Source organism: Pantoea wallisii, from assembly GCF_002095485.1.
In the GTDB taxonomy this organism is placed as follows: Bacteria; Pseudomonadota; Gammaproteobacteria; order Enterobacterales; family Enterobacteriaceae; genus Pantoea; species Pantoea wallisii.
Window position 1 is genome coordinate 1 of record NZ_MLFS01000075.1, and the last position, 19855, is coordinate 19855.

The following is a 19855-nucleotide window of genomic DNA, read 5'->3' on the forward strand; positions in this document are numbered from 1 at the left end:
CGCCAGCAGCGCGGCGCGTACCCGGTTTTGCACCTGCGAATTCTGCAGGACCTGCGGTGAGCCGGTAACCTGAATGCGCGGGCCCAGCGGGCTGATCACATCAACGTAAATGGCCGCCATGGCACTGGCGATGGTATCGGACTCCAGATCATAGTGCGCCAGCTGACGATCAAGCTGGCTGACACGCTGCGCCAGCGTATTCAGCGCGCTTTTGTTGCCGCTGAGTTTACGCTCCAGCACCATCAGGCTGAGGGTATAACGCGTCAGTTCTGCACCTGCGCCCTGGCGGCTGCCGCTGTTCAGCACCGCCATCAGCGTCTCCAGCCCCATGCGGAGGCCGGCTTCATCGCCACCGAATACCGCCAGCGTTGAGCCCGGGTTTAAATCCAGCACGCTGCGCAGTGATACCTGCAGCGCTGCATTGTCACACTGTCCCTGATGCGCCAGTTGCTGCACCAGATGAGCTGCCTGGCAAACGCCCGCCAGGGCCAGCGTTATCTCATAATAGTTTTTAGCCACGCTTACTCCTGTAGACGCGTCAGCAGTGCCCGATCAGGCATCTGCCAGCGGCAGGCGCTGTTCAATAATTCCGCCGCCAAGGCAAACCTCGCCGAGATAGAACACGGCGGACTGGCCTGGCGTCACGGCCGCAACCGGTTCGTCGAAACGCACTTCAATGCGATCGTCGCCAACCGGAACCATTTCGCAAGGGATGTCGGTTTGACGGTAGCGGGTTTTCACCGTGCAGCGCAGCGGCGCGGTAAGCCGCTGGCGATCGACCCAGTGCAGCTGTTGCGCGATAAGGCCAACCGACATCAGCCGCGGATGGTCGCCGCCCTGCGCCACAATCAGGCGATTGCGCGCCACGTCTTTATCCACCACATACCAGGGATCGTCATTGCTCTCTTTACGTCCACCGATGCCCAGCCCTTTACGCTGGCCGAGTGTGTGGTACATCAGGCCCTGATGTTCACCCACCACTTCACCGTCAACGGTCTCAATCTCGCCCGGCTGTGCCGGCAGGTAGCGGCCGAGGAAGTCACGGAACTTACGCTCACCAATAAAGCAGATACCGGTTGAGTCTTTTTTCTTTGCCGTGATCAGATCAAGCTGTTCGGCGATACGGCGCACTTCCGGTTTTTCCAGCTCGCCGACCGGGAACAGACTTTGCGCAATCTGCTGGTGGCTGAGGGTATACAGGAAGTAGCTCTGATCTTTGTTGCCATCCAGGCCGCGCAGCAGCTGGCTCTTGCCATCCACATCGGCGCGACGCACATAGTGGCCGGTGGCGATATAGTCTGCGCCGAGATCGTCAGCCGCGAACTCAAGGAACGCTTTGAACTTGATCTCTTTGTTACACAGAATATCCGGATTCGGGGTACGTCCCGCTTTGTACTCTTCGAGGAAATGTTCGAACACATTGTCCCAGTACTCGGCGGCGAAGTTGATTTTGTGCAGTTTGATGCCGAGTTTGTCACACACGGCTTGTGCGTCAGCCAGATCGTCAGCGGCGGTGCAATACTCCTCGCCGTCGTCCTCCTCCCAGTTCTTCATGAACAGGCCTTCAACCTGATAGCCCTGCTGCTGCAGTAACCAGGCGGATACGGAGGAATCGACGCCGCCGGACATTCCGACGATCACTTTTTTCTGGCTGTTGTCAGACATGACGCACTCTTAATTACGATAAAAACAGGCGGCGCATTCTATCATGGGGAAGCGCGCTGCGCACCCTCATGAAACGGCCACTGAAACGGCGCGACCAGCTGTAAGGGGTAACGCGCCCCCTGTTGCCACAGGCGCACGCTCTCCGCCACCAGCGGCGAACGGAGCCGGTCGGCCGTGAGAATCTGCTCTGGCAGCAGCCACCAGCAGCAATCGATGTCGCGATCGTGCGGCGTGGTGGCGACCGTTTCTGCCAGATCCAGGCCAAACAGAAACCGCACAAAAGGCGTACTATCCGGCGCAATCCACTGCTGCACGCCGAGAAAATACTGTGGGCTGGCCTCAATCCCGGTCTCTTCGTACAGTTCGCGCCGGGCCGCTTCCTGCAAAGTTTCATCCGCTTCGAGGTGCCCGGCAGGCTGATTCCAGGTGATGCGACCGCGCACGCGCTCCTCTACCACCAGCAGCTTGCCCTGCGCCTGGACGATACAGGCGACCGTAACATGAGGTTTAAACATCGTTTCGCCTAAATTGTTAACCTGAAGTTATTAAAAGCGGGTATCAGACCTGCTTTGTGATATCGCGCCACTCGCCGGGCGCTAAGCCGTCCAGCAGGTAATCGCCCATCGCCACGCGAATCAGGCGCAGCGTGGGGAAGCCGATATGGGCGGTCATGCGCCGCACCTGGCGATTACGCCCTTCGTACAGCGTAATTTTGAGCCAGCAGGTCGGGATCGCCTTGCGTTCGCGAATGGGCGGCGTGCGTTCCCACAGCCAGGCGGGCGCCGCAATCTGTTCAATCTCTGCCGGTAAGGTTGGGCCATCATTCAATATGACGCCAGTGCGCAGGCGGGATAAATCTGATTCCTGCGGTACGCCCTCCACCTGCACGACATAGATTTTTCCGGTGCGCTTGCCCGGCTGCGTCAGCTGCGCCTGCAGGGCACCATCGTTGGTGAGCACCATCAAACCTTCGCTATCGCGATCCAGACGACCCGCGGCGTAGACTTCGTTCACCGGCACGAAATCTTTCAGCGTGCGGCGCCCGGCCTCGTCGCTGAACTGCGGCAGCACATCGTAGGGTTTGTTAAAAAGTATGACGCGGCGCGGACCTTTCGGCCTTGGGGTGCGCTGCGCAGGGCGGCGCGCCGGGTTATTCGGGCGTTTATCCTGGTGAATTCGTTGAGATGTTTTTCGCATGGGCTTTGCACTGAGTAACAATCGGCGCATTATAGCGCGAAACTGCGGTGATTGGCGTAGCGGAAATATTCAAGTAGTATTGACCCGCATCTTACAAATCATTAACAAAAAATCGCTCGAAGGAGAGGTTGATGGAAAGCAAAGTAGTTGTTCCGGCGGAAGGTCAAAAAATCACCCTGGATCAGGGCAAACTAAACGTTCCTGTTAACCCGATCATTCCTTACATCGAGGGTGACGGTATTGGCGTTGACGTTTCCCCGGTTATGCTGAAAGTGGTTGATGCCGCTGTGAAGAAAGCCTACAACGGTGAGCGTAAAATTTCCTGGATGGAAATTTATACTGGTGAGAAATCAGTAGAACTCTACGGCCAGGATGTCTGGCTGCCGCAGGAAACCCTCGATTTAATCAAAGAGTACCGCGTTGCAATCAAAGGCCCACTGACGACGCCGGTTGGCGGCGGTATTCGTTCTCTGAACGTTGCGCTGCGTCAGGAGCTGGATCTGTACGTGTGCCTGCGTCCGGTCCGCTACTACACCGGCACGCCAAGCCCGGTTAAACGTCCTGAAGACACCGATATGGTGATTTTCCGTGAGAACTCCGAAGATATCTATGCCGGTATCGAGTGGAAAGCGGGCACGCCAGAAGCGGATAAAGTGATCAAGTTCCTGCGCGAAGAGATGGGCGTGAAGAAAATTCGCTTCCCAGAGCAGTGCGGTATCGGCGTGAAGCCGTGCTCAGAAGAGGGCACAAAACGTCTGGTGCGTGCAGCGGTTGAATACACCATCACTAACGATCGTGACTCTCTGACCCTGGTACACAAAGGCAACATCATGAAGTTCACCGAAGGCTCTTTCAAAGACTGGGGCTACCAGCTGGTGAAAGAGGAGTTCGGCGGTGAGCTGATCGACGGTGGTCCGTGGATGAAGTTCAAAAACCCGAACACCGGTAAAGAGATCATTGTTAAAGATGTGATCGCCGATGCCTTCCTGCAGCAGATCCTGCTGCGTCCGGCCGAGTATGACGTTATTGCCTGTATGAACCTGAACGGTGACTACATCTCTGATGCCCTGGCGGCGCAGGTTGGCGGTATCGGTATTGCACCAGGCGCGAACATCGGTGACGAGTGTGCACTGTTCGAAGCGACGCACGGCACGGCACCGAAGTATGCTGGTCAGGATAAAGTGAACCCGGGTTCAGTCATCCTGTCTGCTGAAATGATGCTGCGCCACATGGAGTGGTTCGAAGCCGCAGACCTGATTGTTAAAGGCATGGAAGGCGCGATTGCCGCGAAGACCGTGACCTATGACTTCGAGCGTCTGATGGATGGCGCGAAACTGCTGAAATGCTCAGAGTTTGGCGACGCAATCATCGCGAACATGTAATGTGCTGAAAAGCCGTTACAGTATGAAACGGGCGCCAGCGGCGCCCGTTTTTTTATGCGTTTATTCAATACGGCTCTCGCTGTTTTGCAGCGCCTGGCTGCGCGTCTGTGAGAGTCGCCAGAGATCGTTACCGACCGGATGCTGGTAAATGCGCAGTGAGAATTGCCCCAGCACGGCGTAGATGTACTCAAATATCGCCGACTGCGAGTTCTCATACTCTGCCCAGATAACCGATGACGTGAAGCAGTAGATCTCCACCGGCAACCCTTCGGGCGACGGCTTCATCGCGCGCACCACGATATACATATCTTTGCGGATATCGTCACGCTGCGCCAGCCAGGCGGTCAGGTAGTGACGAAACACTGTCAGGTTGGTGATGCCATTCTCGGCGAACCAGCGATCGCCCACGGCGCTGGTATCGCGCCCATCCATCAGAACGGAAAGCTGCTCATTCACGCCGCGTACCTGGCTCATCTGCTGCACCATCTGCTGATCGACAAAGCGAATCGACGTCTGGTCGAGGTGGAAGCTACGCATAATGCGCCGGGCGCCGGATGAGAACATCGCCTGCCAGTTGGTGTAGGTCTCGGTCAGGAAATTTTTAGTGGGAATGCGCGACAGCGTGTTATCCCAGTTGCGTATGGTGATGGTATGCAGGGCAATATCAATAACTTCACCGCTGATGCCGTTATCCGGCATCTCAATCCAGTCGCCAAGCTGCAGCACATCGTTAGAGGAGACCTGAATATTCGCCACCAGCGACAGCAGGGTATGCTGAAACACCAGCATCAGCACCGCAGCCACGGCACCCAGACTGGAGATAATGATCACTGGCGATTTGTTCGACATAATCGCCAGAATCATGATGGCGGAGAGGATATGGACCAGAATCTTCCCAACCTGAATGTAGCCTTTAATCGAGTGATTTTTGCGTTTTGATTTACGCGAGTAGGAGTTGTTGACGATCTCCAGCACTTCGGTAAAAAACAGCGACAGATAGACGAAAAACAGAATGCCGCAGATGGTTTTTATCGCAATCAGCAAATGTTCCGGCAGATCCGGCATAAATTGCAGCAGGTAATAGACGGTGATAACCGGAATAAAGTTGGAGAGCTTCTCCGAAATCCTGACGTCTTTATCCAGCGGCACCTGACTCTTATGGGCGCTGAAGAACACGCGGCGCACCACTTTCACCACAAAAAACTTACAGATAAGGTGGGCGACCATGCCGGCAACAATAAGTAAAAACAGGCTGAAGGTCGCGGAGAGTACCGTATTGCCTTCAATAAAAGTCTGTATCGTATTCAGGTAATTCATTTCATTCACATGCCAGCCGGGGTTGCCGGAAATTCAAACATAAAGCCGCCTGTGGTGATAAGCGACGCGTGCGTAACAGGAGACCAGATAGCGTGCTAAACCTGTCACGCCTTGGTCAGAATGAAACTTACTGCAACCTGGCAGGAAATGCCATGCTGCGTCGCCTGCACGCCGTTTCGCAAAACTTTGAAACAGTTAACATCCTGCTGGTATGCAGCGTGCCTTTGCGCGCGGAACCGGCTATCTTCAGCGCTGACGATTTTGGAGGTGCTATGCAGGGTGTGATTAAATTTGTAAAAGGCTGGCTGATTTTCTCACTGATGTGGGGCATTTTTATGTGGTTTGTCACCTGGCAGGCGCAGGGCAAAGAGCCTGGACTGGCAATCGTGATGAGTCTGTATGCGGGATTGATCTATCAGGCGCTGATGACCATGGTCGGACGCTTTAAAGCGCGGCGCTCGCAGGCATAGCGCAGGCCGGAAATCGGGGGCGCAACGGCCCCCGTCGATGTTTATTTGCGGCCGAGTAAGAAGCCGACAATAACACCAATACTGGCCGCTACGGCCAGGCCGGTGGCAGGATTATCGCGCACCGATTTCACCACGCAGTCTGCAGCATCCTGCACAGCATAGCTGGCTTGCGCCGGATAACGGCGTGCGGCCCCTTTCGCCTGATGGCGCTGTGAACCGGTAAACTCGCCAAATTTTTCCTGTACTGCGCCCGCCGCTTCATTCAGTTTTGCTTCCGCTTTGTCAGTCATGTTGACTCCCTGATAGTGGTGAATGTCTCTTTCAGCGTAGTCACAGAATGGCGGACCGGCAACCTGAGCGCCATTCAGGTTGTAACAACGGTTTGCAGAATTCATAAAAGTATCCGGGCATTCGAAGGCCCTGCCTGGTCAGCCTGTCGCGACAGTACAACGCCTTTACGGCTGGTTGCGATAAGCGGGATACCAGGTCACAAAGAAGTGGCGCAGATGATCGAAACACCACTCGGCATCTTCAGCCTGCTGGCAGTAGTAGCGAATAGTCACTTTTTCATAGCGCCGCTGTCGAAGCTGTAACGGCGACCAGCTCCAGTCCAGCACCGCTCGCGCATAGTTGACCAGCGTGCCTGCCGCCATCGCGTGCTGTTTCTCCTGAAGGCCAAGATAGCAGGCAAACCGCTGATCCAGGCTCAGCGCCTCTTCGTGTTGATACGCCGGTTGAGCAGGGCGGAACGCCACATCGAGAAAACCGCACACGCCGTCCGGGCGCTGTTGCCAGTCGCAGGCCAGGGTCATAAACAGCCCCTCCTGTAAATTCACCTCCTCCAGTAACCGACGTAAATTTTCGGAATGTTTACCGGCGGCGATCTCATCAATGCGATCGGTCTCCAGCGTCAGGTCAAACCCGCACGGATTAACGGAGCCATCCGCGTTACGCGTGGCCGGGAAGGGGAAATCGATATAGCCGTTATTGTCGAGACTCTTTTCCATGATACAAGCCCACTGCATGAGGAAGCCTGACAATAAACCATCCCGCGGCATGGCGCACGGCTTATGGGCACGTCCAGGTTATCATCGTGTTCTGATAAGGGTTGATCAGGCGGAACTGATTGTTGGTCAGCCGCTGCGCATAGAATCCCTCAGCGGTAACGGCGGAAGGAATATAGCGGAAGCGATCGCTGGAGTGCAGCGCGCCACTCTGCACCGTTATGCCGTCGCGCGTCACAGAGAAGGCGTTCACCAGGTCGAAAATGCGCGCCTGGGTGGTGCCCATCGACTGGCCATAAATCGTCGCGACTTCGCCCGGGCAGTCAACGCCTTTTGGCGTCGAGCTGCAGCCCGCCAGTAACATAAGAGTGAGTACAATACTGAATCGCCACATGGTCCTGATCCTGGTTCGTTCCCTGGTTTGCAGTGGCTCAACGTCGCGCACTGATAGTTGGATCATAGCATGTCTGGCGCCGCTTCCCATTTGCCATTTGTTTAATCGTTAAGCGGTAAGAATGTTAAGGGGGTGACTTTGGTAGCAGATAAACGTTATTCTTGCCAGCGTTGCGCACCAGGCAAGCAAAACAAGGGTAAATTCATGAGAGAAGAAGAAGCCAGTTTAATGATTCTTCAGCACGCGATTGATCAATTAGACGCCGACAAAAAAAAGCAGGTGATGAACTGCGTCGCGGCGATCCACGAAGTTATGCAGCAATTCGATCCAGACGATGCCGGACTGGCACTGATGCTGGTGGCCGCACAGGTTGCGGCAGAGTAGACGTCCCACCGCCTTTTCATTCCCCCTCTTTCACCGGCCCGACCGCGGTGAATCATCTGCATCATCGTGCGCTGCTGCTCAGCTGAAACCGGCTGAGCAGCAGTGATGCGGCCCGTCGCGATGGGTTATCTTTGTCGGTAGCTATGTTACCCTTGCAAAATCTCAGCAAAATCATCATGTAATCCAGGCGGAGAGTGCAATGAAGGCGATAACGATTACCCTGGCGCTGATGGTGTGTTACATCACGCCAGCGTGGAGTGAGAGCGAATTTCAGATCAACTGCCCCGGTCGTCCGGTCATGACGGTCTCCCGTGCCGACTACGGTCTGAGCACCCTGATGTGGCCCTCGCGCCACTTCCAGGTGGCCGCCGGGCAGCAGCGTACTCGCCTGAAAGAGGGCGACAAAGTGTCCATCACCCGCTTTCGCAATGGCGATCAGCTGATTGTGAACAAAAACAGCGGCGAAACCTTTTTCGTCTATGCCGGGAGCGATAAGCTGATGCCCTGCAGCCGCACGGAAAAACGCGATGCAGAGATCATTTCGCTGGAGCGTTACGACGACAGACAGCACCCCTCTTCATAATGCCGTTCTCAGGAGCCGACCATGCAACTAAGCGTCACGGAAAGCGTTACCCAGCAGGACCTGGATGAGATCCGTCTCGGGCTGAACGCCTTTAACAGTCGTTTTATTGATATCAATGAGATGAAAGCGATTGGCGTCTTTATGCGCGATGAGGCAGGGAGAAAGTGCGCCGGGCTGACCGGTTCCACCTACGGTAACTGGCTGCGCATTGATATGTTGTGGGTCAGCGATGAACTGCGCGGACAGGGCGCGGGCAGCCAGTTAATCGAAGCCGCCGAGGCAGAAGCGCGGGCGCGCGGCTGCCGCTATGCGCAGGTCGATACCGCCAGTTTCCAGGCGCGGCCTTTCTATGAAAAGTTGGGTTATACGCTGCGTTTCAGCCTCGATAACTATCCGCGCCACCATCAGCGCCACTATCTGAGCAAAGCGCTGTAATTACACCAGTGGCTGCTGGCGCAAATCCAGCGGCGACTGTTCAGCTTCATCAATCGCGGCCAGCCAGCTCTGTAAATCCACCTTTGCCCAGGAGAGGTGGCCGCGCGTGGTACTCATCAGTACCACATCCGGACGCAGTGAGCGGTACAGCTCCAGCGACTGCTGTAACTCCGCCGGGTTGCTCTCCGGCCCCAGCACGCTGACCCAGCGATTGTAGTGACAGGTCAGCGTATCGCCCACAAACAGATAGGTCTGGCCGAGCGGTGAGCGGTAGAGATAGCTGCTGCTGCCGGGCGTATGTCCCGGCGTTGGCAGCAGATGGAAATCACCGAAGTGCACATCCTGCTGCGTAAAAGTTTCATCCGGTTCAGCTACCCGACTCACCGGCCCAAGCGAGCGGCTATGGCAATAGAGCGCGCTGCTAAAGCGCTGCTGTATTGCCAGCGTGCCCGGCGCGGCTTCGTGCCAGTGCGTAAGGTAGTGACGGATAACGCCGCCAGCGTCGGCGAGGAATTCGTGGTCAAGCGGATGTTCCACCCGACCAATCAGCAAGTTACCGCGCGGATGACGCAGCATAAACCCGTGCATCATCAAATCATTTGCCGTCTCTTCGGCGGGAAATTCTGGCGTGGAGATCCACAAGTCTTCGTACAGCGGCTTCAATGTCGGTCTCCTGCGGCACAACGTTAGCGCAATGTCGGGTGGCCGGTATAAGCCAGCTGGGCTTCTCCGTCTTCAATCTGTAGCGTAGCACTGGTCCCCAATCCAAGCGTAACGGTATCGGCATCGTGACCAAAGGCCAGGTCGCTGATGACCGGCAGCTGATAAGTGTCGCGCAGCCGTTGCCAGACGGTGGCAAAATCGAAACCGTTGTCATAATCCGAAAGCGCGGTACTGGTGAAGCTGCCGGTGATAATCGCCTGCTGCCGCGCCAGAATGCCGCTCTGCTGCAGCTGAATCAGCATACGTTCGATGCGAAACGGATGCTCATTCACATCCTCGATCACCAGAATACCGTTCTCAATCTGCGGCAGCCACGGCGTGCCAATCAGCGAACAGATCATCGCCAGATTGCCGCCCCACAGCGTGCCATGCCAGCGCCCGCGATCGGGACTGTTACTACGCCAGCCTACACTGACTGTAGGTGAAGAGAGCGCCTGCCAAAAGTGAGTAAGGGTAAATTCAGATAAAGCCTCTGCGCCAAAGTTACCTGCCAGCATCGGCGCGCTAAAGGTGATGAGCCCGGTTTGTGCCAGCAGGGCCAGCTGTAGCGCAGTAAAATCACTGTGCCCGCACAGGGCAACCGGCTGATTTTGCAGGCGGGATTGCAGGCCCGCATAATCGACCTGGCCGAGTAAACGCGTGACGCCGTACCCGCCGCGCACCGCCAGCACGATATCGGGCAGGTCAGGGAGCGTTGCCAGCGCATTAATATCCTGCAGGCGCTGTGCGTCATCGCCGGCAAAGCGCTGAAAGCGACGCCCGATGGCCGAAAGGTTCTCAATCCGGTGGCCGTCAGCCTGTAAGCGCTGCACGGCACACTGCGCAGCGGCTTGATTGTGGCAGTAGCCAGAGGGGGCGATCAGACGTATAGAGCGTGGAGCTGGCATAGTACTCTCTGCTTGCTAAAGGGGGCCGGTGATGACGAAAAGCGTGTATGACGTCACGGCGCTACCCGGTAGTGGACATATTTAGGATAAACGGTAATTTCACCTTTACCCGCTCTGGTTATGATAGCTTGCGCCAATCCTATAGCGGAACCCAAAAACAGTGAAAATTCGATTACTTATGCTTTCTGCTCTGCTGCTGGCTGGCTGTGCCAGCGAACCGGAAAAATCGATTACGCCTGAGAGAAATACGCCGTTAACCCAGGCGCCGCCGTCAAAAGTGAGCGATGCCTGGTCACTGTTTACCGAAGATGCCGCCAGTCATTATGGCGTTGATGAGAGGTTAATCAGCGCCATTATTAGTGTCGAATCCGGGGGCAACCCAACCGTGATCAGCCGTTCGAACGCGGTAGGGCTGATGCAGATCAAGGCGTCAACGGCGGGGCGCGAGGTGTACCGTGTGCAGGGTCGCCACGGACAGCCAAGCAATTCAGAGCTGCGCGATCCGGCAAAAAATATCGATATCGGCGCGGCCTATATCAAGATTCTGCAAGACTCGGCGCTGGCCGGTATCCGCGATCCCCTGACGCTGCGCTACGCCACCATCGTCTCTTATGCCAACGGCGCGGGTGCGCTGCTGCGAACATTCTCACGTGACCGCGATCGTGCCATTGCAATGATCAACGCCATGACCCCGAATGAGTTCTATCAGCACGTGCAGAACAAGCATCCGGCTGCCCAGGCACCGCGCTATCTGTGGAAAGTCACCACGGCTTACCGGACGATCGGTTAAGGGTTCACCGCAGCGGCGTCACAGGCGTTCGCCACAAAACGTGCCACTTACTCCCGGTCACGCCCCGTAGTGGCGACCCGGCAGGGCCGCCATGCCTCATGCCACCAGCAGTCGTGCAGTCGGGTAATCGACAATCAGCACCTTAACGTATCCGCCGCGCAGCGCGCCGCGAATCGCCTGCGCTTTCTCTTTACCGCCCGCCAGCGCCACTACCTGCGCACATGTCTGCACCTGCGCCAGCTCCATGCCGATCACCGGATCTTCAGCCGCGCTCAGCACCGGCTGGCCTTCGGCGTCAAAGTAGTGCAGACAGATATCGCCCACCGCGCCGCGCTGCGCCAGCGTACGCAGCATCTCCTCATCATAATAGTTACCGGAGTTACGCAGCAGGGCAGACGGTTCCAGATCGCCAATGCCGACAATCGCCAGATCCACCTCATCAAACTTCTCCAGCACCCTTGCCACCTCCGGATTCACCGACAAACGCTGGCGATCCTGCACCGAGTGCTCAATCGACTGCGACGGCAACAACCACGCCGGGCAGCCCAGTAGCGCCGCCAGATTCTGCGTAAGAATGGTGGCCTGCACGTTACCGTTGGCGCCCACGCCGCCCAGCAGCTGAATTACGCCCTTACACGGTGCGCTCAGCGGATGCAGCGCATCCACCATGGCGCGAATCGTACTGCTCCAGGATGAGATGCCGATCAGCTCATCGGCGCGCAGGCGCGTCTCCAGATAGTGCGCGGCAGCAGAACCAATCGCCTGTTTGATCTGCAGCGGCGAGGCCTGATCGGGCACATCCACCACGATCGCCTGCGGCAGCTGATACTGCTGCTCGATCGCTTTCTCCAGCTCAGGGAACACATTGGCCGGCGGTACCACGCTGATCTTGACCACACCCTCTTTCACGCTGCGGTTGAGAATGCGCGAAACAAAAGATTGTGACAGTTTCAGCAGCTGCGCGATATCAGACTGCTTCATCCCTTCCACGTAATAGAGCGTGGCGATCTTCACCATTAGTCGCTGTTCGTCCTGTTTTGCCATGGTTTTTCTCTCTCTGAAACTGCCTGGTATTGTTAATCAGCCACGCATAAATAACAACGCAGAACATTTTGTGATCGTTTTCGCTTTTTCAGGATCGGGCGATGGACGCCCCGGTAAAGCCAGTGCATAGTCACTTTGCATATAAAATCGCAATTGAATATATATTCAAGCGGAGAACATCAATGAAAGCATCTGTCCTCAAAGTTACCCTGTTAGCCTCAATAATGATGGCCTCTGCCAGCGCGCTGGCGGCGGATAAAGGCTTGCTCGCTATCATTACCCCCTCGCATGACAACCCGTTTTTTAAAGCCGAAGCGGATGGGGCACGGGAAAAAGCCAAAGCCCTGGGTTACACCACGCTGGTGGCGTCGCATGACGATGATGTCAGCAAGCAGAACCAGCTGATCGAAACCGCCATTGCGCGCAAAGCCAAAGCGATCATCCTGGATAACGCCGGCGCCGATGCCACCGTAGGGCCGGTGCAGAAAGCCAAAGACGCAGGCATTCCTACCTTCCTGATTGACCGTGAAATCAATAAAACCGGCGTGGCCGTTGCGCAGATTGTCTCCAACAACTATCAGGGCGCGCAGCTCGGCGCAGAGAAGTTCGCCAAACTGCTTAACGGCAAAGGCGACTACGTTGAACTGCTCGGTAAAGAGTCCGATACCAATGCCGGCGTGCGCTCGCAGGGCTATCACGATGTGCTGGATGACTACCCGGACCTGAAAATGGTGGCGCAGCAGAGCGCTAACTGGAGCCAGACCGAAGCCTTCAGCCGCATGGAGACCATCCTGCAGAAGAACCCGAACATCGTCGGCGTAATCTCCGGTAATGACACCATGGCGCTCGGTGCGGAAGCAGCGCTTAAAGCCGCCGGCAAAACCCATGTCATCGTGGTGGGTTTTGACGGCAGCGACTACACCCGTGACTCCATCATTAATAAAGGCAACATCAAAGCCACGGTGCTGCAGCCAGGCTGGGATCAGGCGCAGATGGCGGTTGAGCAGGTGGATTACTACCTGAAAAACGGCAAAGCGCAGAAGGAGGAGAAGCAGCTGATGGATTGCGTGCTGATTGACGAAAGCAACGCGTCGAAGCTGAAAACCTTCAAACTGGCGAACTAAGCGGAGGCCGGCATGAAGGGAAGAGCAACAGGTGGGCTGATTGTCGCACTACTCACGCTGATGTTAGCCGCCTGCACCGTGGTGGATCTCGACGCAGACGGCAAGCCCATCATGCCGAAAGATCCCAACGCGAAGCCGGGCTATAGCAACCAGACGCCTCAGCAGATTGCCGAATCGGGCTGGGCCAGTCGGGTGCAGCAACCGGCGGAGCAGCAGGCGCTGAGCTGGGCAGACATGGAGACCAAAAGCCACACCGTTAAAGCGGGCGCCAGTGAAAGCGTATTTGTCCGCGCGGGCGGCGTCGTCACAGCTTTCGATAACAGTAACGCGCGGGAGCGCCACCTGACGATGACCATCAACGGCAAGCCGGTGCAGGTGCAGATTGGTCCGGTACTGCGCAGCAATGCCATTCGCGATGCTGCCGGCTTCCGGTTCGATGAGTTCACCAACCAGGTGCAGTATGCGCAGCTCACGAAAGCGCTCAATCGCCATGCCGTAAAACAGCTGCCCGCGGTGGATGCCAGCTGGGTGGGCAAACCGGTGCAGGCGCTGCTGGCGGTCACGATGGCGCCGGGCAAGGTCGATGATGTGGTGGCAATTCAGCTGCAGCAGGGGAGTCCGTAATGAACGATGAGATCATTCTGCAGGCAAAGCAGATGTCGATGCTGTTTCCCGGCACGCTGGCGCTCGATCGCGTCGATTATCGCGTCTGGCGCGGCAAGGTGAACGTCATCATCGGTGAAAACGGCGCCGGTAAATCGACGCTGATGAAAATTCTCGCGGGGGTGCAGCAGCCCACCAGCGGCGAGATGTGGCTGAACGGGCAGAGAGTGGCCTTCAGCAGCACGCGTGATGCCGCGCGCCACGGCATCGGCATGGTGCATCAGGAGCTCAACCTGTTTGAGAACCTCAGCGTGGCGGAGAATATCTTCCTCGGCCGCGAAATCCAGCGAGGGCTGCGCCCCATCAACGAAGCCGAACAGAGACGGCGCACGGCGGCGCTGATGCAGCGCCTCGACCAGCCGATTGCGCCGGATGAGAAGGTCGGCAATTTGAAGGTGGGCCAGCAGCAGCTGGTGGAGATCGCCAAAGCGCTGGCGGAGGACGCCGATATTTTGATTCTCGACGAACCCACCTCGCGCTCAGTAAAACCGAAGTCGGCATTCTGTTCCGGGTGATCCGTGAGCTGACGCGTCAGGGCGTCTCGATCATCTATATCTCGCACCGGCTGGAGGAGCTGATGGCGATAGGTGATGTCATCACTATCCTGCGCGACGGCTGTTTCCAGGCGGAGGCGAAAGTCAGCGATATCGACGTGCCGTGGATCGTGCGCGAAATGCTCGGCAGCGAGCCGATGAGCAACTTTCTGCCGCCGGATCGCCAGTTTGGCGCGCCCGTGCTGGAAGCGGAGCACATCACCTGCGTGAGCCCGAATGGCAACACGCTGGTGAATGACGTGAGTTTTAACGTACGTGCCGGCGAGATCGTTGGCATTTATGGCCTGATGGGGGCAGGGCGCACCGAGCTGTTTGAGTGCCTGCTCGGTAGCCAGCGCAACTATCTGGGCAAACTGTGGCTCGACAGCAAACCGTTACCGACCCGGCTGCCCACGGCCGAACGGATCCGCATGGGCATGAGCCTGGTGCCGGAAGATCGCAAACGCGCCGGTATTTTTCCCATCTCCTCGGTTGCCAGCAATCTGACCATCGCCAGCCTGTGGCGGCGCCTGGCGGGCGGGATAGCGATCGCGGAACAGGCGGAGCGGGAGGCCGTTACCCAAACGGTGGGCAATCTGGCTATCAAGATCTCCTCGCCCGAAGTAGCCATCAGCGCACTGAGCGGCGGCAATCAGCAGAAAGTGGTAATTGGCCGCTCGTTGCTGACCAATCCGCGCCTGCTGCTGCTGGATGAACCCAGCCGCGGCATCGATGTCGGGGCAAAAGCGGAAGTGTTCCGCATGATGGTGCAGCTGTCGCAACAGGGCATTGCCATTGTCTTCTCCACCTCCGATCTGAAAGAGATCATGGCCGTCGCCGATCGCATCCTGGTGATGTCCGGCGGCAAACTGACTGCTGACCTGCCGCGCGCGGACGCGGAAGAGGCGGCACTGGTTAAAGCAAGCGCACAGGGGTTTTAAGTATGAAAAATAGTGGCGCCATGGCGCTCGCCTCCCGGCCGGGCAAAGCGTTTAACTCGCGCGAAGGGCTGATACTGCTGCTGTTAAAACTGCGTACCTTCATCGCGCTGTTTCTGATTGTGGGATTCTTCGCCCTGACCGTGCCGGATTTCCTCGCGGTGGGCAGCATGGTGATCATGATTAAACACATCGCCATCAACGCTTTCCTCGCGCTGGGCATCACGTTTGTCATCATCACCGCCGGTATCGATCTCTCCATTGGCGCCACGCTGGGCCTGTGCGGCATGATCGCCGGCTGGCTGATCACCAAAGGCATTGTGCTGCCCATGTTTGGCATCGCCATCTTCCCCAGCGTATGGGTGATTGTACCGCTGGTGCTGCTGATTGGCGGGCTGATCGGGGCGGTCAATGGCTGGATCATCACCCGCTATAACGTTGCGCCGTTTATCTGCACGCTTGGCACCATGTACATCCTGCGTGGGGCGGCGATGCTCACCTCGGGCGGTGAAACTTTCCCTGGCCTGCAGGGCAACGAACTGCTCGGCAATACCGGCTTCGATAAAATAGGTGCCGGCTATTTCCTGGGCCTGCCGTGGGCCATCTGGATGATGGTGCTGCTGGCGCTGGTGATTGCTTATGTAGCGCGCCGTCTGCCGTTTGGTCGTCAGGTCTATGCCATTGGCGATAACGAACGGGCGGCCGAACTCTCCGGCGTCAAAGTGAAGTCGGTGAAAATCTGGGTCTATACCCTTTCCGGTTTCTGCGCGGCGATTGCCGGCATTGTGGTCTCATCACAGCTGGTGGCCAGCCATCCCGCCAACGGTACCTCGTTTGAGATGAACGCCATCGCTGCGGTGGTGCTGGGTGGCACCTCGCTGGCGGGCGGACGCGGCACCATTTTGGGCACGCTGGTCGGGGCATTTGTCATCGGTTTTCTGGCCGACGGGCTGATTATGATGGGCGTCAGCGAATTTTGGCAGATGGTGATTAAAGGCATCGTGATTATTGTGGCGGTGATCATCGATCAGATGCAGAGCCGGATGCAGCAGAAGGCGGCGGTGGTCGCGCAAAAAGCCATTATCGAGGAGAGCAAAAGTTAGTTCCCCGAGGGAGACGTTGCCGGCGCGTTAGCCAGACGTGCCAGCTACACAGCGTATAGAGCGTCACGCTTTTTTTTGGCGTAAATGAATAAATATTCGTAATCGATTTAAAATTCAGAGGTATCTATGAATCCTTTCAACTATCCGGTGGAGCAGTTAACCGCCAAAGCGCGCGCCGTGCGCCGCCGCATCATTCAGCTAAACGCCGGCAGTCCGGCGGGCGGGCACACCGGGGCCGATCTGTCGCAGGTGGAAATTCTCACAGCGCTCTATTTCCGCCTGCTTAACTGTGCACCGGACCGCACCAGCGATCCGCAGCGCGACATCTATATCCAGTCAAAGGGCCATGCGGTGGGCGGCTATTACTGCGTCCTGGCGGAGGCCGGTTATTTCCCGACCGACTGGCTGCCAACCTATCAGCATGCGGACTCACACCTGCCGGGCCATCCGGTGCGCCAGAAAACCCCGGGCGTCGAGCTGAACACCGGCGCATTAGGCCACGGCCTGCCGGTGGCGGTCGGTATTGCGCTGGCGGCGAAGCGAGACAACAGCCGCCGACGGATCTTTGTTGTTACCGGTGATGGCGAACTGGCGGAGGGTAGCAACTGGGAAGCCGCGCTGGTGGCGGCGCACTATGGTCTCGATAACCTGGTGATCATCAACGATAAAAACAAACTGCAGCTGGCGGGCAGCACGCGCGACATCATGAATACCGATCCGCTGCCGGAGAAGTGGCGTGCCTTTGGCCTGGAGGTGAGTGAGTGCAACGGCAACGACATGGCCGCGGTGGTTGAGACGCTGGAAAACCTGCCGCGCAACGGCAAACCGCAGGTGGTGGTGGCCCACACCGAGAAAGGGTTTGGCATCTCCTTTATTCAGAGCAGAGCGGAGTGGCACCACCGGGTCCCCAAAGGGGATGAGATCGAACAGGCGCTGGAGGAGTTAAAAGATGAGTAATGCAAAACATCTCGCCACGGTGATGGTGGAAGCCTTTATTGATGCGGTCAATCGCGGGGTGGATCTGGTGCCGGTGGTGGCGGACTCAACCTCTACGGCGAAAATCGCCCCCTTTATTAAAGCCTTTCCCGATCGCCTGATTAATGTCGGTATCGCCGAGCAGACGCTGGTCGGCACGGCCGCCGGGCTGGCCATCGGGGGCAAAGTGGCCGTGACCTGCAATGCCGCGCCGTTCTTGATCTCACGCGCCAATGAGCAGGTGAAAGTGGATGTCTGCTACAACAATACCAACGTCAAACTGTTCGGCCTTAACGCCGGTGCCAGCTACGGTCCGCTCGCCAGCACCCATCACAGTATCGACGATATCGCGATAATGCGCGGCTTCGGCAACATTGAGATCTACGCGCCTTCCTGCCCGCTGGAGTGCCGGCAGATCATCGATTATGCGCTGGCGCACGTCGGCCCGGTCTATATCCGGCTTGACGGTAAAGATCTGCCGCAGCTGCACGATGACAGCTATCAGTTCCGTCCCGGCCAGATCGATGTGCTGCGTGAAGGTCACGATATTGTGCTGGTGGCGATGGGCTCAACGGTGCACGAGGCGGTTCACGCGGCAGAGCAACTCGATGCACAGGGCATCAAAGCGGGTGTGATCGCCATTCCATCGATTCGACCTTGTGATACCCAACGGCTGCGCGAGCTGTTAAATCATTACCCGGCAGTCATTACCGTTGAAGAGCACAATGTCAATGGCGGCGTCGGTAGTCTGGTGGCAGAGGTGCTGGCGGAGGGCGGCTGCGGCATTCCGCTGCTGCGCCTGGGCATTCCGGATGGGCAGTATGCGATTGCCGGCGATCGCGCCTCAACGCGCGCGCATCACGGTATCGACGCAGCCAGCGTCGCAACAAGTGCAGTACGCATGCGTGCAGGAGCATAACCATGACGGGTCCGTTAATACTGGCCATTGATGAGGGCACTACCAACGCCAAAGCGATTGCGGTGGACGGTGAAGGCCGTGTCGTGGCGCGCAGCAGCCAGCCGCTGGCGCTGCACCATCCGCAGCCGGGTCTGGCAGAGCAGGATCCGCTGGCTATCTGGCAGGCGGTGAAGCAGGCGATCGGCACTTGTCTGGCGCAGTGCCACGGCGCGACAGTGGCGGCGGTCGCCATCAGCAACCAGCGCGAATCGGTGCTGATCTGGCAACGGCGCGATGGCACGCCGGTCACGCCGCTGGTGAGCTGGCAGGATCGCCGCTCCGAGTCCCTCTGTCGGGATTTGTGGCTGGCGGGCAAAGCGCCGCGCATCACCGGGCTGACGGGCCTGGCGGTGGACCCGATGTTCCCGGCCGCCAAACTGACCGGCATGCTGGCGATGCTGCCGGATGGGCTGGCGCGTGCGCAGGCCGGCGAGCTGTGTATCGGCACGGTGGATTGCTGGCTCAGCTGGCAGTTGAGCGCGGGCGAGAGTTTTGTCACCGATCACGCCAATGCGGCGCGCACCCAGCTTTACAATTTACACCGCGGCGACTGGGATGATGAGCTGCTGGCACTGTTTCATATTCCACGTGCGGCCCTGCCAGAGATTGTGCCCTCCGCCAGCGCACAGGGGGGGGTTGCCGTAAACGATATACCCGGGCTGCTGCCCGGCACGCCTGTTCTGGCGCGCATTGGTGACTCACATGCCGCCCTGCAGGCGCAGCGTAGCGGCAGTGAAGAGGTAGTAAAAGCCACTTACGGCACCGGCTCCTCGCTGATGATGTCGATGGCAACGCCGCTGCTGACCGAAAACGGCCTCAGCACGACGGTCGCCTGGCATGACGGCGCGCTGCGTTTTGCCTTTGAAGGCAATATCACCCATACCGGTTCTGGCGCGGCATGGCTTGGCCGCATGTTGGGCATCGATGATCCGCGCGTGCTGACGGCGATGGCGCAGCGCAGCGCGCACAATCAGGGCATCTATTTTGTGCCGGCGCTCTCTGGCCTTGGTGCGCCGTGGTGGGATTTAAAAGCGCGCGGGATGGTGTGCGGCCTGACCGATGCGGCCACACCGGACGTGCTGGCGCGCGTGGCGCTGGAGTCTATCGTCTTCCAGATTGCCGATGTGTTTTTTGCCATGCAGCAGGCCAGCGGCGTAACGCTGCCCGCGCTGTGCGTGGATGGCAGCGCCACGCAGAATCCGTGGCTGATGCAGTTGCAGGCTGATGTGCTGCAGCGTCCGCTGCACCGTGCGCCGACGGCAGAGGTCTCGGCGCTGGGCGCGGCG

Annotated in this window: 23 protein-coding genes and 1 pseudogene; 13 read left to right on the plus strand and 11 right to left on the minus strand. The window is 57.9% G+C overall.

Translation table 11 applies throughout. The features are described 5' to 3' along the window. The 4 genes from hflD to rluE all read right to left on the minus strand — a co-directional run. On the minus strand, positions 1–519 hold a 519-nt coding region (gene hflD, locus HA48_RS19680; protein WP_128602818.1), incomplete at its 3' end, for a high frequency lysogenization protein HflD. 33 nt (positions 520–552) lie between these two features. Further along, on the minus strand, positions 553–1665 hold the full coding sequence (gene mnmA / locus HA48_RS19685; protein ID WP_128602819.1) for a tRNA 2-thiouridine(34) synthase MnmA: 1113 nt from the start codon (positions 1663–1665) through the stop codon (positions 553–555). Positions 1666–1706: 41 nt separating this feature from the next. Beyond that, positions 1707–2180, minus strand: a complete 474-nt coding sequence (locus HA48_RS19690) for an NUDIX domain-containing protein (protein WP_128602820.1) — start codon at positions 2178–2180, stop codon at positions 1707–1709. A gap of 43 nt (positions 2181–2223) precedes the next feature. Continuing rightward, positions 2224–2892 carry a 23S rRNA pseudouridine(2457) synthase RluE gene (gene rluE / locus HA48_RS19695; protein WP_128602821.1) on the minus strand — a complete coding sequence of 223 codons (669 nt, stop codon included), beginning with the start codon at positions 2890–2892 and terminating at the stop codon, positions 2224–2226. 101 nt (positions 2893–2993) lie between these two features. On the opposite strand from rluE, the gene icd reads away from it, so the two are divergent. Beyond that, on the plus strand, positions 2994–4244 hold the full coding sequence (gene icd, locus HA48_RS19700; protein ID WP_128602822.1) for an NADP-dependent isocitrate dehydrogenase: 1251 nt from the start codon (positions 2994–2996) through the stop codon (positions 4242–4244). 60 nt (positions 4245–4304) lie between these two features. Here icd and HA48_RS19705 read toward each other — a convergent pair whose 3' ends face one another. Further along, positions 4305–5561: a mechanosensitive ion channel family protein gene (locus tag HA48_RS19705; RefSeq protein ID WP_128602823.1), complete on the minus strand. Its 1257-nt coding sequence runs from the start codon at positions 5559–5561 to the stop codon at positions 4305–4307. Positions 5562–5833: 272 nt separating this feature from the next. Between HA48_RS19705 and HA48_RS22890 the strand changes: the two genes are divergently transcribed. After that, on the plus strand, positions 5834–6031 hold the full coding sequence (locus HA48_RS22890) for a DUF6404 family protein (protein ID WP_128602838.1): 198 nt from the start codon (positions 5834–5836) through the stop codon (positions 6029–6031). Positions 6032–6072: 41 nt separating this feature from the next. On the opposite strand, the gene HA48_RS19715 is transcribed toward HA48_RS22890, so the two are convergent. From HA48_RS19715 to HA48_RS19725, 3 genes are all read right to left on the minus strand, one after another. Then, a complete protein-coding gene (locus HA48_RS19715) occupies positions 6073–6321 on the minus strand; it encodes a DUF883 family protein (RefSeq protein ID WP_128602839.1) in 249 nt (82 codons plus the stop codon). A gap of 165 nt (positions 6322–6486) precedes the next feature. Continuing rightward, positions 6487–7038 carry a hypothetical protein gene (locus HA48_RS19720; protein WP_128602824.1) on the minus strand — a complete coding sequence of 184 codons (552 nt, stop codon included), beginning with the start codon at positions 7036–7038 and terminating at the stop codon, positions 6487–6489. Positions 7039–7099: 61 nt separating this feature from the next. Continuing rightward, complete coding sequence (locus tag HA48_RS19725) at positions 7100–7429, minus strand: hypothetical protein (protein ID WP_128602825.1); 330 nt, start codon at positions 7427–7429, stop codon at positions 7100–7102. Between the two features lie 204 nt (positions 7430–7633). Between HA48_RS19725 and HA48_RS19730 the strand changes: the two genes are divergently transcribed. The 3 genes from HA48_RS19730 to HA48_RS19740 all read left to right on the plus strand — a co-directional run bounded on the left by HA48_RS19730 (position 7634) and on the right by HA48_RS19740 (position 8831). Continuing rightward, positions 7634–7813 (plus strand): hypothetical protein, encoded by a 180-nt coding sequence (locus HA48_RS19730; protein WP_128602840.1) that lies wholly within the window; start codon positions 7634–7636, stop codon positions 7811–7813. 199 nt (positions 7814–8012) lie between these two features. Continuing rightward, positions 8013–8396 (plus strand): hypothetical protein, encoded by a 384-nt coding sequence (locus HA48_RS19735; RefSeq protein ID WP_128602826.1) that lies wholly within the window; start codon positions 8013–8015, stop codon positions 8394–8396. Positions 8397–8417: 21 nt separating this feature from the next. Further along, complete coding sequence (locus HA48_RS19740) at positions 8418–8831, plus strand: GNAT family N-acetyltransferase (RefSeq protein WP_128602827.1); 414 nt, start codon at positions 8418–8420, stop codon at positions 8829–8831. On the opposite strand, the gene HA48_RS19745 is transcribed toward HA48_RS19740, so the two are convergent. Then, complete coding sequence (locus HA48_RS19745) at positions 8832–9494, minus strand: MBL fold metallo-hydrolase (RefSeq protein ID WP_128602828.1); 663 nt, start codon at positions 9492–9494, stop codon at positions 8832–8834. It lies immediately after the preceding gene. Between the two features lie 23 nt (positions 9495–9517). Continuing rightward, positions 9518–10441 carry a muramoyltetrapeptide carboxypeptidase gene (ldcA, locus tag HA48_RS19750; protein WP_128602829.1) on the minus strand — a complete coding sequence of 308 codons (924 nt, stop codon included), beginning with the start codon at positions 10439–10441 and terminating at the stop codon, positions 9518–9520. A gap of 160 nt (positions 10442–10601) precedes the next feature. On the opposite strand from ldcA, the gene emtA reads away from it, so the two are divergent. Next, positions 10602–11231: a membrane-bound lytic murein transglycosylase EmtA gene (emtA, locus tag HA48_RS19755; RefSeq protein WP_128602830.1), complete on the plus strand. Its 630-nt coding sequence runs from the start codon at positions 10602–10604 to the stop codon at positions 11229–11231. Positions 11232–11327: 96 nt separating this feature from the next. Here the strand turns inward: emtA and HA48_RS19760 are convergent, their stop codons facing one another. Beyond that, on the minus strand, positions 11328–12275 hold the full coding sequence (locus HA48_RS19760; RefSeq protein ID WP_128602831.1) for a sugar-binding transcriptional regulator: 948 nt from the start codon (positions 12273–12275) through the stop codon (positions 11328–11330). Positions 12276–12457: 182 nt separating this feature from the next. Between HA48_RS19760 and HA48_RS19765 the strand changes: the two genes are divergently transcribed. The 7 genes and pseudogenes from HA48_RS19765 to HA48_RS19795 all read left to right on the plus strand — a co-directional run. Next, positions 12458–13399: a D-ribose ABC transporter substrate-binding protein gene (locus HA48_RS19765; RefSeq protein WP_128602832.1), complete on the plus strand. Its 942-nt coding sequence runs from the start codon at positions 12458–12460 to the stop codon at positions 13397–13399. Between the two features lie 12 nt (positions 13400–13411). Then, a complete protein-coding gene (locus tag HA48_RS19770; protein WP_128602833.1) occupies positions 13412–14023 on the plus strand; it encodes a DUF2291 family protein in 612 nt (203 codons plus the stop codon). Then, positions 14023–15536, plus strand: a pseudogene (locus HA48_RS19775) (sugar ABC transporter ATP-binding protein). Before HA48_RS19770 ends, HA48_RS19775 begins: the two are co-directional and overlap by 1 nt. Before the next feature lie 2 nt (positions 15537–15538). Continuing rightward, positions 15539–16636 (plus strand): ABC transporter permease, encoded by a 1098-nt coding sequence (locus HA48_RS19780; RefSeq protein WP_128602834.1) that lies wholly within the window; start codon positions 15539–15541, stop codon positions 16634–16636. A gap of 126 nt (positions 16637–16762) precedes the next feature. Beyond that, complete coding sequence (locus tag HA48_RS19785) at positions 16763–17593, plus strand: transketolase (RefSeq protein WP_128602835.1); 831 nt, start codon at positions 16763–16765, stop codon at positions 17591–17593. Then, positions 17586–18530 (plus strand): transketolase family protein, encoded by a 945-nt coding sequence (locus HA48_RS19790; protein ID WP_128602836.1) that lies wholly within the window; start codon positions 17586–17588, stop codon positions 18528–18530. The genes HA48_RS19785 and HA48_RS19790 overlap by 8 nt, the downstream gene beginning before the upstream one ends. Before the next feature lie 2 nt (positions 18531–18532). After that, positions 18533–19855, plus strand: a 1323-nt coding sequence (locus HA48_RS19795) for an FGGY family carbohydrate kinase (protein ID WP_128602837.1), incomplete at its 3' end; no start/stop codon positions are given.

What these genes read in the sequence shown, in the direction of transcription:
- mnmA (WP_128602819.1), bottom strand. Translation starts at nt 1,665, where the DNA reads ATGTCTGACAACAGCCAGAAAAAAGTGATCGTCGGAATGTCCGGCGGC.
- HA48_RS19690 (WP_128602820.1), bottom strand. Translation starts at nt 2,180, where the DNA reads ATGTTTAAACCTCATGTTACGGTCGCCTGTATCGTCCAGGCGCAGGGC.
- rluE (WP_128602821.1), bottom strand. Translation starts at nt 2,892, where the DNA reads ATGCGCCGATTGTTACTCAGTGCAAAGCCCATGCGAAAAACATCTCAA.
- icd (WP_128602822.1), top strand. Translation starts at nt 2,994, where the DNA reads ATGGAAAGCAAAGTAGTTGTTCCGGCGGAAGGTCAAAAAATCACCCTG.
- HA48_RS19705 (WP_128602823.1), bottom strand. Translation starts at nt 5,561, where the DNA reads ATGAATTACCTGAATACGATACAGACTTTTATTGAAGGCAATACGGTA.
- HA48_RS22890 (WP_128602838.1), top strand. Translation starts at nt 5,834, where the DNA reads ATGCAGGGTGTGATTAAATTTGTAAAAGGCTGGCTGATTTTCTCACTG.
- HA48_RS19715 (WP_128602839.1), bottom strand. Translation starts at nt 6,321, where the DNA reads ATGACTGACAAAGCGGAAGCAAAACTGAATGAAGCGGCGGGCGCAGTA.
- HA48_RS19720 (WP_128602824.1), bottom strand. Translation starts at nt 7,038, where the DNA reads ATGGAAAAGAGTCTCGACAATAACGGCTATATCGATTTCCCCTTCCCG.
- HA48_RS19725 (WP_128602825.1), bottom strand. Translation starts at nt 7,429, where the DNA reads ATGTGGCGATTCAGTATTGTACTCACTCTTATGTTACTGGCGGGCTGC.
- HA48_RS19730 (WP_128602840.1), top strand. Translation starts at nt 7,634, where the DNA reads ATGAGAGAAGAAGAAGCCAGTTTAATGATTCTTCAGCACGCGATTGAT.
- HA48_RS19735 (WP_128602826.1), top strand. Translation starts at nt 8,013, where the DNA reads ATGAAGGCGATAACGATTACCCTGGCGCTGATGGTGTGTTACATCACG.
- HA48_RS19740 (WP_128602827.1), top strand. Translation starts at nt 8,418, where the DNA reads ATGCAACTAAGCGTCACGGAAAGCGTTACCCAGCAGGACCTGGATGAG.
- ldcA (WP_128602829.1), bottom strand. Translation starts at nt 10,441, where the DNA reads ATGCCAGCTCCACGCTCTATACGTCTGATCGCCCCCTCTGGCTACTGC.
- HA48_RS19760 (WP_128602831.1), bottom strand. Translation starts at nt 12,275, where the DNA reads ATGGCAAAACAGGACGAACAGCGACTAATGGTGAAGATCGCCACGCTC.
- HA48_RS19765 (WP_128602832.1), top strand. Translation starts at nt 12,458, where the DNA reads ATGAAAGCATCTGTCCTCAAAGTTACCCTGTTAGCCTCAATAATGATG.
- HA48_RS19770 (WP_128602833.1), top strand. Translation starts at nt 13,412, where the DNA reads ATGAAGGGAAGAGCAACAGGTGGGCTGATTGTCGCACTACTCACGCTG.
- HA48_RS19780 (WP_128602834.1), top strand. Translation starts at nt 15,539, where the DNA reads ATGAAAAATAGTGGCGCCATGGCGCTCGCCTCCCGGCCGGGCAAAGCG.
- HA48_RS19785 (WP_128602835.1), top strand. Translation starts at nt 16,763, where the DNA reads ATGAATCCTTTCAACTATCCGGTGGAGCAGTTAACCGCCAAAGCGCGC.
- HA48_RS19790 (WP_128602836.1), top strand. Translation starts at nt 17,586, where the DNA reads ATGAGTAATGCAAAACATCTCGCCACGGTGATGGTGGAAGCCTTTATT.